At 71.0% G+C, this 14,933-nt stretch carries 16 protein-coding genes and 1 riboswitch; of the genes, 8 read left to right on the forward strand and 8 right to left on the reverse strand.

What is annotated here, in order from left to right:
• The first annotated feature begins 26 nt into the window (after positions 1–26).
• A complete protein-coding gene (locus tag F3T56_RS00520; protein WP_149822620.1) occupies positions 27–260 on the forward strand; it encodes a (2Fe-2S)-binding protein in 234 nt (77 codons plus the stop codon).
• Positions 261–270: 10 nt separating this feature from the next.
• Here F3T56_RS00520 and bfr read toward each other — a convergent pair whose 3' ends face one another.
• Complete coding sequence (gene bfr / locus F3T56_RS00525) at positions 271–750, reverse strand: bacterioferritin (protein ID WP_149822621.1); 480 nt, start codon at positions 748–750, stop codon at positions 271–273.
• Positions 751–924: 174 nt separating this feature from the next.
• On the opposite strand from bfr, the gene F3T56_RS00530 reads away from it, so the two are divergent.
• Complete coding sequence (locus F3T56_RS00530) at positions 925–1,581, forward strand: sulfite oxidase-like oxidoreductase (protein ID WP_149822622.1); 657 nt, start codon at positions 925–927, stop codon at positions 1,579–1,581.
• 33 nt (positions 1,582–1,614) lie between these two features.
• Here F3T56_RS00530 and F3T56_RS00535 read toward each other — a convergent pair whose 3' ends face one another.
• The 5 genes from F3T56_RS00535 to thiO form a co-directional block, all read right to left on the reverse strand.
• Complete coding sequence (locus F3T56_RS00535) at positions 1,615–2,526, reverse strand: deoxyribonuclease IV (protein ID WP_149822623.1); 912 nt, start codon at positions 2,524–2,526, stop codon at positions 1,615–1,617.
• A gap of 275 nt (positions 2,527–2,801) precedes the next feature.
• Positions 2,802–4,724: a Stk1 family PASTA domain-containing Ser/Thr kinase gene (gene pknB / locus F3T56_RS00540; protein ID WP_172638745.1), complete on the reverse strand. Its 1,923-nt coding sequence runs from the start codon at positions 4,722–4,724 to the stop codon at positions 2,802–2,804.
• A gap of 205 nt (positions 4,725–4,929) precedes the next feature.
• Complete coding sequence (locus F3T56_RS00545) at positions 4,930–5,724, reverse strand: thiazole synthase (RefSeq protein ID WP_149822625.1); 795 nt, start codon at positions 5,722–5,724, stop codon at positions 4,930–4,932.
• 3 nt (positions 5,725–5,727) lie between these two features.
• Positions 5,728–5,928 carry a sulfur carrier protein ThiS gene (gene thiS, locus F3T56_RS00550; protein WP_149822872.1) on the reverse strand — a complete coding sequence of 67 codons (201 nt, stop codon included), beginning with the start codon at positions 5,926–5,928 and terminating at the stop codon, positions 5,728–5,730.
• A gap of 23 nt (positions 5,929–5,951) precedes the next feature.
• Complete coding sequence (gene thiO, locus F3T56_RS00555) at positions 5,952–7,154, reverse strand: glycine oxidase ThiO (RefSeq protein WP_149822626.1); 1,203 nt, start codon at positions 7,152–7,154, stop codon at positions 5,952–5,954.
• A riboswitch (TPP riboswitch) is annotated at positions 7,152–7,263 on the reverse strand. It overlaps the preceding gene by 3 nt.
• A gap of 52 nt (positions 7,264–7,315) precedes the next feature.
• On the opposite strand from thiO, the gene F3T56_RS00560 reads away from it, so the two are divergent.
• The 6 genes from F3T56_RS00560 (at position 7,316) to F3T56_RS00585 (ending at position 12,235) form a co-directional block, all read left to right on the forward strand.
• On the forward strand, positions 7,316–7,696 hold the full coding sequence (locus F3T56_RS00560) for an avidin-fold protein (protein ID WP_149822627.1): 381 nt from the start codon (positions 7,316–7,318) through the stop codon (positions 7,694–7,696).
• A gap of 31 nt (positions 7,697–7,727) precedes the next feature.
• The gene (locus tag F3T56_RS00565; RefSeq protein ID WP_149822628.1) at positions 7,728–8,954 is read left to right on the forward strand and encodes an NAD(P)/FAD-dependent oxidoreductase; all 1,227 of its coding nucleotides are present in this window, start codon (positions 7,728–7,730) and stop codon (positions 8,952–8,954) included.
• Between the two features lie 104 nt (positions 8,955–9,058).
• The gene (locus tag F3T56_RS00570) at positions 9,059–9,424 is read left to right on the forward strand and encodes an Rv2175c family DNA-binding protein (protein WP_149822629.1); all 366 of its coding nucleotides are present in this window, start codon (positions 9,059–9,061) and stop codon (positions 9,422–9,424) included.
• Between the two features lie 123 nt (positions 9,425–9,547).
• Entirely contained in the window at positions 9,548–10,288 is a 741-nt protein-coding gene (gene thiE / locus F3T56_RS00575; protein WP_246203309.1) for a thiamine phosphate synthase, read from the forward strand.
• Positions 10,289–10,301: 13 nt separating this feature from the next.
• Positions 10,302–11,225, forward strand: a complete 924-nt coding sequence (metF, locus tag F3T56_RS00580) for a methylenetetrahydrofolate reductase [NAD(P)H] (RefSeq protein WP_149822630.1) — start codon at positions 10,302–10,304, stop codon at positions 11,223–11,225.
• 56 nt (positions 11,226–11,281) lie between these two features.
• Positions 11,282–12,235, forward strand: a complete 954-nt coding sequence (locus tag F3T56_RS00585) for an SCO2102 family sporulation regulator (protein WP_149822631.1) — start codon at positions 11,282–11,284, stop codon at positions 12,233–12,235.
• A gap of 10 nt (positions 12,236–12,245) precedes the next feature.
• Here the strand turns inward: F3T56_RS00585 and F3T56_RS00590 are convergent, their stop codons facing one another.
• Complete coding sequence (locus tag F3T56_RS00590; protein ID WP_149822632.1) at positions 12,246–13,754, reverse strand: phytoene desaturase family protein; 1,509 nt, start codon at positions 13,752–13,754, stop codon at positions 12,246–12,248.
• Between the two features lie 520 nt (positions 13,755–14,274).
• Positions 14,275–14,907 carry a TetR/AcrR family transcriptional regulator gene (locus F3T56_RS00595; RefSeq protein ID WP_149822633.1) on the reverse strand — a complete coding sequence of 211 codons (633 nt, stop codon included), beginning with the start codon at positions 14,905–14,907 and terminating at the stop codon, positions 14,275–14,277.
• Between the last annotated feature and the right edge of the window lie 26 nt (positions 14,908–14,933).

The raw sequence follows: 14,933 nt of genomic DNA on the forward strand, positions 1-14,933 counted from the left end.
GGCACCACTTATCGATCCCGGCGGAGGTGAACCGCGTGTACGTCTGCAGTTGCTTCGGCATCACCGAGCAGCAGGTCAAGAAGCACGCGGCGGACGGTGCCTGCACCCCTCGCCAGATCGCGTCGGCCTGCAAGGCGGGCACCGACTGCGGCTCGTGCGTACGCCGCATACAGGCGATCCTGGGCAGGGGCGCGTGCCCGCGCCGGGACCTGGCCGACCGGGGTGAGCCGGTTCTCACCGAGCTTGAGGAAGCGGCGTAGCTCAGCCCGCTCAGCTCTCCGGCTGCTCGACCAGCTGCGCGATGTACAGCGCCTCGCCGAGCTTCTCCAGCAGCTCCAGCTGGGTGTCCAGGTAGTCGATGTGGTGCTCCTCGTCCTTGAGGATCGACTCGAAGATGTTCGCGGAGGTGATGTCGCCCTTGTCGCGCATCACCTCGACGCCGCGCCGGAGACGGTCGATCGCCTCGACCTCGATCTGCCGGTCGGCCTCGAACATCTCCTTGACCGTCTGGCCGACACGGACATGGAAGAGCCGCTGGTAGTTCGGCAGCCCCTCCAGGAACAGGATCCGGTCGGTGAGCACCTCCGCGTGCTTCATCTCGTCGAAGGACTCGTGCCGCGTGTACTTGGCGAGCTTCGTCCAGCCGAAGTTCTCCTGCATCTTCGCGTGCAGGAAGTACTGGTTGATCGCCGTCAGCTCGGCGGTCAGCTGCTCGTTGAGGAATTCGATGACCTCGGGGTCGCCCTGCATCGCAGAGGCTCCTTCCAAGCGGGGGACTGGGAGGTTGCGCCGCGATGATTTCACCGCCGCCGAAGATCGTCCAGTAAGTGCTGGCTTAGTAAGTAAGTGCAGCCTTAGTTTGTTTTGTCCGAGTCGGGGCGACCCTGGTCATGTGCACCACTCGGGGTCTGTCAGGATGGAGTCATGGGTCAGCCGGTGGAACGCGAATCAGGAGATCGCGGCTCTGAGAACTCCGGGAACGCGGCACAGCCGCAGCTTCCGCCGGGACAGCGACTCCAGCGCGGCTGGCCGGTCACGCACTACGGCCCCGTCCCCAAGTTCCGCCCCGAGCGATGGGACTTCCGGGTCTTCGGCGCCACCGCCGACGGCGAGAAACACTCCTGGACCCACGAGGAGTTCACCGCTCTGCCGTACGCCTCGGTCGTGGCGGACCTGCACTGCGTGACGAAGTTCAGCATGATCGGCGCCGAGTGGGGCGGCATTCCGGCCCGTACGATCGTGGAGATCGCGCCGCCGGCCGCCGAGGTCACCCATGTGATGGTGTGGGCCGAGTACGGCTTCAGCTCCAACCTCCGCCTCGACGACTTCATCTCCGACCGCACGATCTTCGCCACCCACAAGGACGGCGAACTCCTCACCGCCGAACACGGCTTCCCCCTCCGCCTCGTCGTCCCACATCTGTACGCCTGGAAGGGCCCCAAATGGGTCCGGGGCATCGAGTACATGACCACCGACCGCCGCGGCTTCTGGGAAGAACGCGGCTACCACAACATCGGCGACCCATGGCGGGAACAGCGCTACTCGTACCAGGAGGAGCCGGGGGACGGGCCTGAGCTCTGACGCCTGATGCCGATGTGGGTGTCGTCGGCGAGGTCAGCCGTCCCGCAGCTTCTTCAGTCGCTCCACGTCCGCCGCGTGGCCCTGCTTGCCGCCGGGCGTCTCGATGATCAGGGGGACGCCCTCGGTGGCGGGGTGGGTCATGAGGGCGCGGAAGGGGTCCTCGCCGATGTGGCCGGAGCCGATGTTCTCGTGGCGGTCCTTGTGGGCGCCGACGATGTCCTTGGAGTCGTTGGCGTGGATCAGCTTGAGGCGTCCCTCGCCGACGGTGTCGACCAGCAGGTCGAGGGTCTCGTGCATGCCGTCGGGCCCGGTCAGGTCGTGGCCCGCGGCGAAGATGTGGCAGGTGTCCAGGCAGACGCCGAGCTTGGGGTGGGCGTCGAGTGCCTCGAAGTAGGGGCCGAAGTCCCAGGTGCGGGAGCACAGGGAGGAGCCCTGGCCGGCGGTCGACTCCAGGAGCAGATACGGGTCGTCGTCGTGCGTCAGCTCGTCCAGCAGCGGCAGCATGTACGCGCGGACCTGCTTCAGCGCCACCGACCGCTCGCGGCCGCCCGTCGCGCTCCCGGTGTGCACGACCACCCCCAGCGCGCCGATCTCCCGGCCCCGGCGCAATGAGTGCCGCAGCGACTCCACCGACTTCTCCACCGTCGCCTCGGTGTGCGAGCCGAAATTGATCAGGTACGGGGCGTGGACGTACGCCGGGATCGACTCGGTGGCACAGGCCGCGCGGAACTCCTCGTCCTGGCGCGGGTTTCCGGCGGGCGTCGCCCAGCCGCGCGGGTTGGCGACGAAGACCTGCACGGCCTCGGCCTTCAGATCACGGGCGTACGTGAGCCCGACGGAGTTCAGACCACCGGCGACAGGCACATGACCGCCGACGGGATTGCGGGAGGGGCGGGGGAGGGTGCCGGAGGGGCCGGACAGGCCGGGGGACTGCTGAGTACTCACCGCACCAGGGTGTCATGCGACCCGGGACACCCGGCCGGCGGATGCCGAGGGCGCCCCGAGCCCTGACCGGCGCCGGTCAGGCGCCTGTCAGCCGTGTCCGTCCGTCCGCGTCGGTCTGCCGGCGGTGGTGCTGACTGGCTTGGTCGGCCGGTGCCGGTGCCGGTGCTGTCTGGCTTGGCCCGCCGCGCCTGTGCCGACCGGCCAAGCCCGCCGGTGCCGGTGTCAGCTGTGTAGGTCTGCCCGTCTCGGTGCTGTCCGAGCGGGTTCGCTGTCCGTCAGCCGATCTCGATCGTGATCGTCGAACCCTTGGCCGCCTTCTCGCCGCCGGTCACCGACTGTCCCTTGACCTCGTCCCCGAAGAGGCCGAGCAGACCTCGATCCTCCTCGACCTCGAAGCCCGCGTCCTGGAGCTTCTGGGTGGCCTCGTCGACGCTGTCGCCCACGACGTCCGGGACCTCGACCATCTCGGGCCCCTTGGAGATCGTCAGGGTGACGGTGTCGCCCTCGCCGGCCTGCTCGCCCGCACCCGGCGAATGCTCGGCGACCAGCCCCTTGTCGAACTCCGAGTTGACCTGCTCCACGGCGATCTTCACCTTCAGACCTTCCCGCTCCAGCAGGGCGGTGGCGTCCTCGACCGAGGAGCCGGACACCTCGGGGACCTCCACCGGGGCACCCCGGCTGACCACGAGCGCGACGGCCGAGCCCGAGGAGGCCTCGGTGCCGACACCCGGCTCGGTACGGATCACCTGGCCCCGGATGACGTCCTCGCTGAACTCCCGTGTCACCAGGCCCGGTTCGAGCCCGTCGTTCTTCAGCCGGGTCTTCGCCAGGTCCAGCCGGTAGCCCTCCAGATCGGGCACCTTCACGATCTCCGGGCCCTTGGAGATCGTCAGGGTCACGGTGTCGTTGTCCCGGATCCGCTCCCTGGGCCCCGGATCGGTACGGATCACCCGGCCGCGCTTCACGGTGTCGCTGAACTCACGCTTGATGTCGACGTCGAGCCCGGCGCCCTCGATCCGCTTCTCCGCGGCCGACTCGGACACGTTCAGCACCGCCGGGACCCTCGTGAACTGCCCCGAGTTGATGTACCAGACACCTCCGCCCACCCCGAGGACGAGCAGCACGGCGGCGACGATCGCGAGCAGCCCGCGCCGGGGCGTCACAGAGCCGCGCGTACGAGCCCGCCGGGACGGCGGCGCGGGCGTCTCCAACCGGCTTGTGCGGTTCAGCTGTTCAGGCCCCGCCGCCCCCGTCCCGGGCAGGGACAACGAGCGCGGAATGACACTCGTCCGGTCCTCGGCGTTGTCGTGCCCCCCGGCTATCGCCTGCGGTGGCACCGAGTCCAACTGCGCGTCGTTCAACGCGGACCGCGCCTGACGCGTCCGGGCGAGCAGCGCGACCGCGTCGTACGGCCGCAGCTCGGGGTTGCGCGCCGTCGCCGAGGCGACCAGCTCGTCCAGCTCGTACGGCAGCCCCGGCACGGCGGCCGACGGCGGCGGCACGTCGTCGTTCAGGGCGTGGTAGAGCACCTGGGCGGGGGAGTCCCCGGAGTGCGGCTTACCGCCGGTGAGCATCTCGTAGAGCATCACCCCGCACGCGTACACGTCCACACGGGTGTCCGTGGTGCCGTGCTCCAGCTGCTCCGGGGCGAGGTAGGAGACGGTGCCGAGGACAGCGCCCGTGGTGCTCGTGACGGTGTCCACGGCCCGTACGAGCCCGAAGTCGGCGACCTTGACCCGGCCGTCGTCTCCTATGAGCACGTTCTCCGGCTTCATGTCCCGGTGCACGAACCCGGCACGATGCGCGGCCCCGAGCGCGGCGAGCACCGGCTCCAGGATGTCGAGCGCGGCCCGCGGCTGCAGAGCCCCACGCTCGCGCAGCACATCCCGCAGCGTGCAGCCGGCGACGTACTCCATCGCGAGGTAGACGTACGACCCGTCGGTGCCCTGGTCGAAGACCCCCACCACATTCGGATGCGACAACCGCGCCACCGATTTGGCCTCACGGATGAACCGCTCGACGAACGAGCCGTCGGCCGCCAGCGTCGGATGCATCACCTTGAGCGCGAGCACGCGGTCGAGGCGGGTGTCCACGGCCCGATAGACCGTGGCCATCCCGCCGACCGCGATCCGCGCCTCGACTCGATACCGGCCGTCGAGCACATGGCCGACAAGCGGGTCCTGAAGGGTCGTGTCCACGCAGGTGAGTGTACGAGCCGCCACGGACACCCCGCCGGGTTCTGCGCCCGGCGAGACGGACTGCAGCAGACCTGTGACCGGCGCTCCGCGGTGGTGCCGGGTGCCCAGGAACTCGGTGGGTGCGGTTCGTTGGCGGCTGCGGTGGGTGGGGGCAGCGCCCCTGGATGGGGGAGGGACGGGTAGGGGCGGCGGGGGCTAACCAAACTCAGAACGCCGGCCGCTCCGGATCCAACCGGGCCATCCCCTCACTCGGAGACGAAGCCTCCGCGAAGTGCCGCCGAGGAATCCGCCCCGCCCGGTACGCCAGCCGCCCCGCCTCCACCGCATGCCGCATCCCCTCGGCCATGAGCACCGGCTCCTGCGCCCGGGTCACGGCGGACGCGAGCATCACCCCCGCACACCCCAACTCCATCGCGAGCGCGACATCCGACGCCGTACCGGCCCCCGCGTCCAGAATCACCGGCACGCGCGCGTGCTCGACGATCAGCTGGAAGTTGTGCGGATTACGGATCCCGAGCCCGGACCCGATGGGCGACCCGAGCGGCATGATCGCCGCGCACCCGACATCCTCCAGCTTCCGCGCGAGGACGGGATCGTCGTTTGTGTACGGCAGCACGGTGAACCCGTCGTCGACCAGCGTCTCGGCGGCGTCCAGCAACTCGATCGGATCGGGCAGCAGCGTGCGCTCGTCGGCGATGACTTCAAGTTTGACCAGATCCGTGCCAAGGGCCTCGCGTGCGAGCCGCGCCGTGAGCACGGCCTCGCCCGCGGTGAAGCAGCCGGCCGTGTTGGGCAGCACCCGGATGCCCAGCTTGTCGAGCACGGACAGCACCGAGCCGTGCACGGAGGCGTTCACCCGGCGCATGGCGACCGTCGTCAGCTCCGTACCGGAGGCGGCGAGGGCACGCTCCAGGACATCGAGGCTGGGCGCGCCGCCCGTGCCCATGATCAGGCGGGACGAGTAGGTCGTACCGCCGAGGACGAAGGGATCGTCTGCCATGGGTCAGCCTCCTTGGACGGCGGTGAGGACCTCGACCCGGTCCCCCTCGGAGAGGACGGTCGACGGCCACTGCGCGCGCGGGACGACGGTTTCGTTGAGCGCGGCGGCAACCCCGGAGGGAGACGCGGTGAGCGTCGAAACGAGCGCGTCGAGGGCGGTGCCCGGAGCAACCTGCCGCCGTTCCCCGTTGACGAAGACGGTCATGACGTGGGTCGTGTCCATCGCGCTCATGCGGGCTGCTCCGTGAGTTCCCTGAGGTTCCCGAGTCCCTGTGACCCGCTGCCCTGGAACCGCAGCGGCGTGAAGTCGCGGGCCTCCTCCGGGAGTTCCCCGGTGGTCAGCACCTGCGCCATGACGTCGCCGGTGACCGGGGTGAGGAGCACGCCGTTGCGGTAGTGGCCGGTCGCCAGGAGGAGGCCGTCGAGGGCGGTGGGCCCCAGGAGCGGCGCGTTGTCGGGGGAGCCGGGGCGCAGTCCCGCGCGGGTCTCGGTGAGCGGGAGTTCGGTGATCCCGGGGACGAGTTCATGGGCGTCGCGCAGCAGCTCGTACACCCCGCCCGCGGTGACCGTCGTGTCCCAGCCGAGTTCCTCGCTGGTCGCGCCGACGACGAGTTCGCCGTTCTCGCGCGGCACCAGGTAGACGTGGCTGCCGCGGACCAGCGCGCGCACTGTGCGGCTCAGGAAGGGCGCGTACCGCTTCGGCACGGTCAGCCGCAGCACCTGCCCCTTCACCGGCCGTACCGGTGGCAGCACCTCGTCCGGCACGCCCGCGAGCCGTCCGCTGAGGCTGCCCGCGGCGAGGACGACCTGCCCGGCGGCCAGCAGAGTGCCGTCCGCGGTGCGCACCCCGGCCGCCCGCTCCCGGGCCACAGAGAGCTCCTCGGCCCAGGCCCGGCGGAAGGAGACCCCGGCGCGCTCGCAGGCCGTCACGAGGGCCCTGGCGAGCCGCCTCGGGTCGATCTGGTGGTCGCCGTCGACCCGCAGCCCGCCCCGCACGCCCGGCGCCAGCATCGGCTCCAGACGGCGGCAGTCACGACCGTTCAGCCACTCCGACGCGAGGCCCGACCGGCGCTGCAGGGCGTGCAGTTCACGCAGATGGGCGCGGTCGTCGGCGTCCCGCGCCACCGCGAGCGTGCCGGACCGGCGGTAGCCGAGGTCCAGGCCCGTCGCCTCGGTCAGCTCGGCCGCGAAGTCCGGGTAGCGGCGCGCGGACTCCAGGTTGAGCCCCAGCAGCGTCTGCTCGCCGTAGTGCAGCTCGGTGACCGCGGCGAGCATCCCGGCGGCCACCCGCGCGGCCCCGCCACCGGGCTCGGGATCCACCACGGCCGTGGTGAACCCGCGCTGCGCGGCCCGCCATGCCGTGACGAGCCCGATGATCCCGCCCCCCACGACGAGGACGTCCGACGTGCCTGATGTGTGCGTACGCGACATGGGCGTCCAGCCCCTCCCTTCGCCGGCATGACCCGGATCAGGTTCGTACGGTCGGAGGCCGCCAGCCTCCCTCTCAGCCCGGTGCGTCCGGGCTCCCGCGAGTGCTCTACGGTGGCCCACCCTAGCCTCTGCCGTTTGCCTCAGTAAGGGAGCCTCCGCCCATGGTCCGCTCGCTCGACGGTCTCGTCCTCGCCCCCGTCGCGGACCAGGCTCCAGGTCAGGTCGGCACCCGCACCCGGTTCGCGTACCACGAGAAGGACGGCGAGATCTGGGCCGAGTACGCGGGCGGCGACGTCGTACGCGGTCATCTGGTCGGTACGCGCGCGGGGGACCGGCTGGACTTCCGGTACGTGCAGCTGAAGACGGACGGGACCACCTCTTCCGGGCACTGTGTGTCTCTCGTCGTCGAACTGCCCGACGGGCGGGTCCGCCTGGAGGAGACCTGGGAGTGGGAGTCGCAGCCGGGCAGCGGGACGAGTGTGGTGGAGCAGGTCGACGAGGCCGGTGAGGGTGTGCAGGAGTTCACGTGGCACGACCACTGACTGACCATTCGTCAGTGTCTATGGTGATCAGGTGAGCGAGCAGACGCAGGCACCGGGACGGACCGCACGGCGGGTCGTCGTCGTGGGCGCGGGTATGGCCGGGGTGCAGACCGCGGTCGCCCTGCGGGAGCAGGGCTTCGCCGGCGACGTGACGCTGATCGGCGCCGAGCCGCACCAGCCGTACGACCGGCCGCCGCTGTCCAAGGCCGTGCTGCTCGGCAAGGCCGAGGGCTCCGCCTTCGACGTCGACTTCGAAGCGCTCGGCATCGAACTGCGACTGGGCCGCGAGGTGCTGGGCGTACGCCCCGGCGACCACGAACTCGACACGGCCGCCGGACCCGTCCCGTACGACCTCCTGGTCCTCGCCACCGGTGCGGAACCGATCCGGCTGCCGGGTACGGAGGGCGTGCCCGGCGTGCATCTGCTGCGCACACTGGACGACGCCGAGCGGCTGCGGCCCGTACTGGCCCGGCAGCACGACATCGTCGTCGTGGGCGCGGGCTGGATCGGCGCGGAGTTCGCGACCGCCGCGCGGGAGGCGGGCTGCGCGGTCACCGTCGTCGAGGCGGCCGACCGCCCGCTCGCGGGGGCGCTGCCCGCGGAGGTGGCCGCGCCGATGACCGCCTGGTACGCGGCCGGCGGGACCACACTGCGTACGCACGCGCGCGTGGAGCGCGTCGAGTCCGGATCGGTGGTCCTGGACGACGGCTCCCGGATCCCGGCCGGAGCGGTGGTCGTCGGCGTCGGCGCCCGCCCGGCCACGGCCTGGCTGAAGGGCTCCGGAATCGAGCTCGGCGCCTATGGCGAGGTGGTGGCCGACGACCACCTGCGTACCTCCGCACCGGACATCTACGCCGTCGGCGACTGCGTCTCCTTCCCGTCGGGCCGCTACGGCGAACGCCTCCTGGTCCACCACTGGGACAACGCCCTCCAGGGCCCCCGCACGGTCGCCGCGAACATCGTCGGCGAGACCCCCGAGCCGTACGACCCCGTCCCGTACTTCTGGTCGGAGCAGTTCGGCCGCTTCGTCCAGTACGCCGGCCACCACGCCTCCGCCGACACCCTGATCTGGCGCGGCGACCCCGCGGGCGCCGCCTGGACGGTCTGCTGGCTCCGCGAGACCCGCCTGATCGCCCTCCTGGCCGTAGGCCGCCCGAGAGACCTGGCCCAGGGCCGCCGCCTGATCGAAGCGGGCACCCGAATGAACCCGGAACTCCTCGCGGACCCGGCGAGACCCCTGAAGACAGCCGCGGCGTGACCGCCCCGGCCGAGACCCGCTGTCGGTCCCGCCGGGACCCCTGTCCGCCCCGCCGGAGGCGTCTCGGCTACCCACTGTCAGTCCCAGATGGCAGTCTTGGTGACGTGACCGAGATTGACGCAAAGATCGATGCTCTCGTCCCCGCGTGGCTGACGCTCCCCGACATCGCAGAGATGCTCGACGTCGAGGTGACGCGCGTTCGGCAGCTGGTCAAGGAGGGCCAGCTCATCGCCGTACGCCGTGGTGAGAACCGCGCGCTGCACGTCCCCGCCGCCTTCATCGACGGGGACAAGGTCGTCAAGGGCCTGTCCGGCACCCTGACGCTGCTGAGGGACGACGGCTTCACCGACGAAGAGATGCTGGAGTGGCTTTTCACCCCCGACCCGAGCCTGCCCGGCACCCCGGCCCAGGCCCTGAGCGAGAATCGCGGCACGGAGGTGAAGCGCCGCGCGCAGGCGCTCGCCGTCTGATCCGAAGCGCCTGAGCACCTGAAAACATCAGAACAACCGCCTGTGCGGCGTACGGACCCCGGGCCCGCGGGGGTCGAGGTCCGTACGCCGCACCGCCATCGCACCGCCAACGGGGGATTTCGCATGCCCAACGCCGCCGACCGGCTCGCCGACGCCCGGCTCTACCTCTGCACGGACGCCCGCACCCGCCAGGGCGACTTCCCGGAGTTCCTGGACGCGGTCCTGAGCAACGGCGTGGACATCGTGCAGCTGCGTGACAAGGGCATGGAGGCGGCGGAGGAGCTGGCGCACCTGGAGGTGTTCGCCGACAAGTGCCGCGAGCACGGCAAGCTCCTCGCGGTGAACGACCGGGCCGACGTGGCGCACGCCTCCCGCGCCGCGCACCCGTCCGGCGCCGCCGTCCTGCACCTCGGCCAGGGAGACCTCCCGGTCCCCGCCGCCCGCGCGATCCTCGGCGACGACGTCCTCATCGGCCGCTCCACGCACTCCGAGGAGGAGGCCGCGGCCGCCGCCGTCCAGGAAGGCGTGGACTACTTCTGCACGGGCCCCTGCTGGCCCACCCCCACCAAGCCCGGCCGTCCCGCCCCCGGCCTGGACCTCGTGCGTTACACCGCTGCCCTGGCCACCGACCGCCCCTGGTTCGCCATCGGCGGCATCGACCTCGGCAACCTCGACGAGGTCGTCGAGGCGGGCGCCCGCCGTGCCGTCGTCGTCCGCGCGATCACGGAGGCCGACGACCCGGGAGCCGCGGCCGCCGAGTTCGCCAAGCGCCTCCGCGCCCTCCAGCAGTGTCCAAGGGGTGGACAAGAGGTCGGCGAAACGGACAAAAGGTCCTGCTCTGGTTGGGGGACCGGTCCGACCTGACTAACCTGCCGGTATGGCCCTAGGAACCGCCTCCACCAGGACTGATCGCGCACGCACTGTGCGCGACATGCTCGCCACGGGCAAGACCACGTACTCCTTCGAGTTCTGGGCGCCCAAGACCGAGAAGGGCGAGCGGAACCTGTGGAACGCCCTCCGCAGGGTCGAGGCGGTGGCACCCAGCTTCGTCTCCGTGACTTACGGAGCGGGCGGCTCCACCCGGGCCGGCACGGTCAAGGCGACCGAGCAGATCGCCGCCGACACCACACTCACCCCGGTCGCCCACCTCACCGCGGTCAACCACTCCATCGCCGAGCTGCGCAACATCATCGGCCAGTACGCCGACGCCGGTATCCGCAACATGCTCGCGGTCCGCGGCGACCCGCCCGGCGACCCCATGGGCGAGTGGGTCCCGCATCCGCAGGGCCTGACGTACGCCGCCGAACTCGTCCAACTCATCAAGGAGTCCGGCGACTTCTGCGTCGGCGTCGCGGCCTTCCCGGAGATGCACCCGCGCTCCCCGGACTGGGACAGCGACGTGGCGCGCTTCGTCGACAAGTGCCGGGCCGGCGCCGACTACGCGATCACGCAGATGTTCTTCCACTCGGACTCGTATCTGCGTCTGAGGGACGCGGTCGCGAACGCCGGCTGTGAAACCCCTGTCATTCCCGAGGTCATGCCGGTCACCAGCGTGAAGATGCTGGAACGGTTGCCCCAACTCAGCAACGCCGCCATCCCGGACGCCCTGAAAGAGCGGATCGTCACAGCCAAAGACAATCCGGCCGCTGTACGCTCCATTGGTATCGAGTTCGCTACGGAGTTCTGCGCGAGGCTGCTGGACGAGGGAGTCCCCGGACTTCACTTCATCACTCTGAACAACTCCACAGCGACACTGGAAATTTACGAGAACCTGGGCCTGCACCACCCACCGAGGGCCTAGACCGGTCGCACTTGCGTACGACACACTGCGTAGCGGCCACAGGGAGAGGGGCGTACATGGGCTGGACGGTCCTCTACATCGCGTTCGGCGTCGTCGCGTTGTGGCTGCTGGGCGAGGTGTTGCTGCAGTACAAGGCGCGGCTGCGCTGGCGGCTGCTCGCCTTCGTCGGTTTCCTCGGTGTCGTCCTCGGCGTGCTCATCCCCTCGGTGTGGGTCATCGCGCTGGGCGCGGCCGGGTTCGCGGCCGGACAGACCTTTGTGACGCTCTCGTTCCGCCGTGGCTTCGAGGCGGGTTGGGCGGTCCGCCCGCGGTCCGGTGACGGTGACGGTGACGGCGAGAGCGGCAAGGGTGCCAAGATCGGCAAGAAGCGGCGCCGCGGCGAGCCGGAGTACCAGGAGCCGACCCTGGAGGTCTCCGACCTGCGGACCACCGCCGGCGGAACGTACCGCCAGGGCGGCGAGGCTCCGTTCGAGGACGACCGCGACGACGATGTGTTCGTCCGCCCGCAGTTCAGCCCCTCCGCGGCCGAGAGCACGGCCGTGTACTCCCCGCAGCCCCTGCCCGACGACACCAGCACCTACGGCGTCTACGGCGACGACAACGCCTGTGCGGGCGCCCCACAGCCACAGCAGTCCGAGCAGTCCCAGGACGAGGCCTTCGCCTACTACGGCTACGACCAGCAGAGTTACGGCTACGACGCCGCCCAGCAGCAGTACTCCGCCTACTCCGACCCGTACAACGGTACGCAGACCTACGACGCCACCTCCTCCTCCTACGACGACCCGTCCTACGGCCAGCAGTCGTACGGTCAACAGGGCTACGGCCAGGACCAGTACGGCAACGGCGGCTACGGCGACACCCCGCCCGGCGGTGTCTGGGTCCCGCAACAGCGCAACACCGACGACTCGTTCGACGCGTTCGGTAATCGGCTCCCGCCGGAGCAGCCGTATCCGCAGGAGCAGAACGGCAACGGCGGGAACGGGTACGACGAGCAGCAGTACCGTTTCTGAGAAGTCCGCTTCACTGCGAGCCGCGGAACTCCGGCCCCTCCACGATCAGTCCGGCCACCAGCGCGCCCGACATCCCGGCGTGCGGAAGGCCACCACCGGGGTGGGACCAGCCGCCGACCGTGAACAGACCGGATATTCCGGTGCTGTTGGACGGGTGCAGCCAGCCGCCGTCGCCCGCGGCGAGCGCCGGGGCGGGGATCGCGCCGCCCTCCGAGCCGGTCGTCCTCGCGATGTCGGCCGGGGTACGGACCTCGTGCCAGAGGAGGCGGTCGCGAAGGCCCGGTACGGCGCGCTCGGCGGTGGTGATCAGCTGCTCCGCGTGCCGGCCTAGGGCTTCGGGCTCCGCCCGGTCCGGCCCGGCCGGCACTGTCGAGGTGAGGACGATCGCCTCGTGGTCGGCGTCCGGCACCAGCGCCGGATCGTCGGGGCGCAGCACCGTGACCGTCGGATGCGCGCTCATCCCGGAGACGCCACCGAACAGCAGGTCCAGCTCGCTCTCACGCTCCTCCGTGTGCACCACGGTCCGGTGCGCCGTCCCCTCCGGGCGGCCACCGCGCAGCGCCAGCAGGACGGTCAGACGGCTCGTCGCCACGCGCCGGGGCGGCACGTCCCCGTCGCTCCGCACGGCCGACTGCCGTACGACTTGGCCCAGCACCTCGGGCGCGACCCCGGCGACCACGAAGTCCGCCTCGGTCACCGTCCCGTCCGCGAGGTCCACCCCGGCCGCCCGGCCGTCCTTCTCGACGATCCCCGTCACCTCGGCGTCGAAGACGAACTCGACCTTCCGGGCCAGGCACCGCTCGTGCAGCGCCCGCGCCAACTCCCGTATCCCGCCCCGGACATACCAGGTCCCGAAAGCGTGCTCCATGTACGGCAGCACCGCCGCGCTCGCCGGGGTGGCGCGGGGATCCAGGCCGTACGCGAGGGCGTGGCTCTCCAGCAGGGCCGTCAGCCGGGGGTCGCGCAGCTCCCACTCGCCGACCTCGGCCAGGGTGCGGGCACGCCGAGTGCGCAGGAGCCTCTTGTGGGGCACCGCGGGGTACGGTTCGCGCTCGCCGAGCATCCGCCAGTCGGGCCACAGCGGCTCTTCCAGGAGGGGCCGCCGGGTGTGGTCCCAGGCCTCGCGGGCCCGCACCAGGAAGTCGCCCCAGCGGTCGCCGGTGCCCGGGCCGAGGGCTGTGTTCAGGGCGGCGACGACGCCCGCACGTGAGGCGTTCGGCAGCAGCAGGTCCGTGCCGTCCGCGAAGACGTGCCGTGCCGCCGGGTCCACCTGGACCAGGTCCACGCACTTCTCCAGCGGCTCCTTGCCGGTCTTGAGGAAGAGGTCGCGGTAGACGGCGGGCAGCGGCAGCAGCCCCGGGCCCGTGTCGAACACGAAGCCGTCGCGCTCGAAGCGGCCCACGGCGCCGCCGTACGTCGCCATGCGCTCGTACACCACCACCCGGTGGCCCGCGACGGCCAGCCGGGCCGCGGCCGCCATTGCGCCCAGCCCGGCGCCGATCACCACGATCTTTGCCATGCCAGGGACTTTATCGGGCGCCGCTGACAATCCCGCCGGGTGCCCTCAGCGCCCGGGCGCGAGTACGTGCGCGGACGCGATCGTCACCAATCGGCAACGGTGCGGTCTGGGCCTGAGTGCGCAGCTCTGAGTACGCGTACCTAGTGAGTGAGATGAGTACGCGCGCGGATGGGCTCCGACCTGCGTGAACGAGAGAGTGGAGGCACGGGAAGGGGCGCGGCTCCGCACCGCCGGCACGGGGCGGCGGAACGGTACCCGCGCTCTTGACCGCTCCTTCCGTCGGCGGCGTCTACGCCTGTGGCGAGTCGGCGGGAGCGAGGCACGGGGAACCCGGGGAGGCCGTACGGACCGACGGGGGACGGACGAGGGACGGACGGGAACAGGGGAAACGGGGGAACGGGGAAAACGAGGGAACGGGGAAAACGGGGGAACGGGAGGCGCCGGTTCGAGGTGGCCGCGGGGGACGCGGCCAGTTCGGACCGGCGCTTTCACATGTGCCCGGCCAGGTGCCCGGGTCGGGCTACCGGTGGCCGCTCACCCGTCCCTGCAGCAGCCGGGACAGCGCCGCGTGGACGTCGTCCAGGGAGCGCTCCGGCTGGAAGGCCTTCCAGTCCAGGGCCGCCACCAGGACCATGCCGACCAGTGCCGACGCCGTCAGCCCGACGTCGATCTCGTCGCTCAACTCGTCCGCCTCGACGCCCGCGCGGAGCACGTCCTCGACGACGGCGACCGCCTCCTGCCGGACCACCATGAGCGTGGACTGCCAGGCCCGGTTGGTGCGCCACAGCTCGGCCACGTACAGCTGGGTGAAGGACGGGTAGCGGTCGATGAAGACGAGCCCGGCCCGGATCATCGCGTCCAGTGCGTCGACCTTGCTGCCGCTCTCCTCGGCGGTCCGCTCGGCCGCCTCCCGAAGGGAGGCGGTGAGAAGACCCACACCGTGCCGCAACAGCTCCTCGAAGAGGACCGACTTGCTCGCGAAGTTGTAGTAGACCGTGCCCTTGGCGACGCCGGCGCGCTCGGCGATCTCGTCCACCGTCGTGGCGGAGAATCCCTGCTCCGCGATCAGAGTGACGGCCGCCTCGTAGAGTTTCTGCCGGGTCGCCTCGCGGCGGCCCCCGCCTGCGCCGCCGGGGGCGTTGCTGCTTTCCATGGCCCTGATTCTCACAGGAACCGCGC

It is taken from the genome of Streptomyces tailanensis (assembly GCF_008386495.1).
Lineage (GTDB): Bacteria > Actinomycetota > Actinomycetes > Streptomycetales > Streptomycetaceae > Streptomyces > Streptomyces tailanensis.

Excerpts from the sequence above, each read along its gene's own strand:
- bfr (WP_149822621.1), bottom strand. The coding sequence starts at position 750 with ATGCAGGGCGACCCCGAGGTCATCGAATTCCTCAACGAGCAGCTGACC.
- F3T56_RS00530 (WP_149822622.1), top strand. The coding sequence starts at position 925 with ATGGGTCAGCCGGTGGAACGCGAATCAGGAGATCGCGGCTCTGAGAAC.
- F3T56_RS00545 (WP_149822625.1), bottom strand. The coding sequence starts at position 5,724 with ATGGCAGACGATCCCTTCGTCCTCGGCGGTACGACCTACTCGTCCCGC.
- thiS (WP_149822872.1), bottom strand. The coding sequence starts at position 5,928 with ATGACCGTCTTCGTCAACGGGGAACGGCGGCAGGTTGCTCCGGGCACC.
- thiO (WP_149822626.1), bottom strand. The coding sequence starts at position 7,154 with ATGTCGCGTACGCACACATCAGGCACGTCGGACGTCCTCGTCGTGGGG.
- F3T56_RS00560 (WP_149822627.1), top strand. The coding sequence starts at position 7,316 with ATGGTCCGCTCGCTCGACGGTCTCGTCCTCGCCCCCGTCGCGGACCAG.
- thiE (WP_246203309.1), top strand. The coding sequence starts at position 9,548 with ATGCCCAACGCCGCCGACCGGCTCGCCGACGCCCGGCTCTACCTCTGC.
- metF (WP_149822630.1), top strand. The coding sequence starts at position 10,302 with ATGGCCCTAGGAACCGCCTCCACCAGGACTGATCGCGCACGCACTGTG.
- F3T56_RS00585 (WP_149822631.1), top strand. The coding sequence starts at position 11,282 with ATGGGCTGGACGGTCCTCTACATCGCGTTCGGCGTCGTCGCGTTGTGG.
- F3T56_RS00590 (WP_149822632.1), bottom strand. The coding sequence starts at position 13,754 with ATGGCAAAGATCGTGGTGATCGGCGCCGGGCTGGGCGCAATGGCGGCC.
- F3T56_RS00595 (WP_149822633.1), bottom strand. The coding sequence starts at position 14,907 with ATGGAAAGCAGCAACGCCCCCGGCGGCGCAGGCGGGGGCCGCCGCGAG.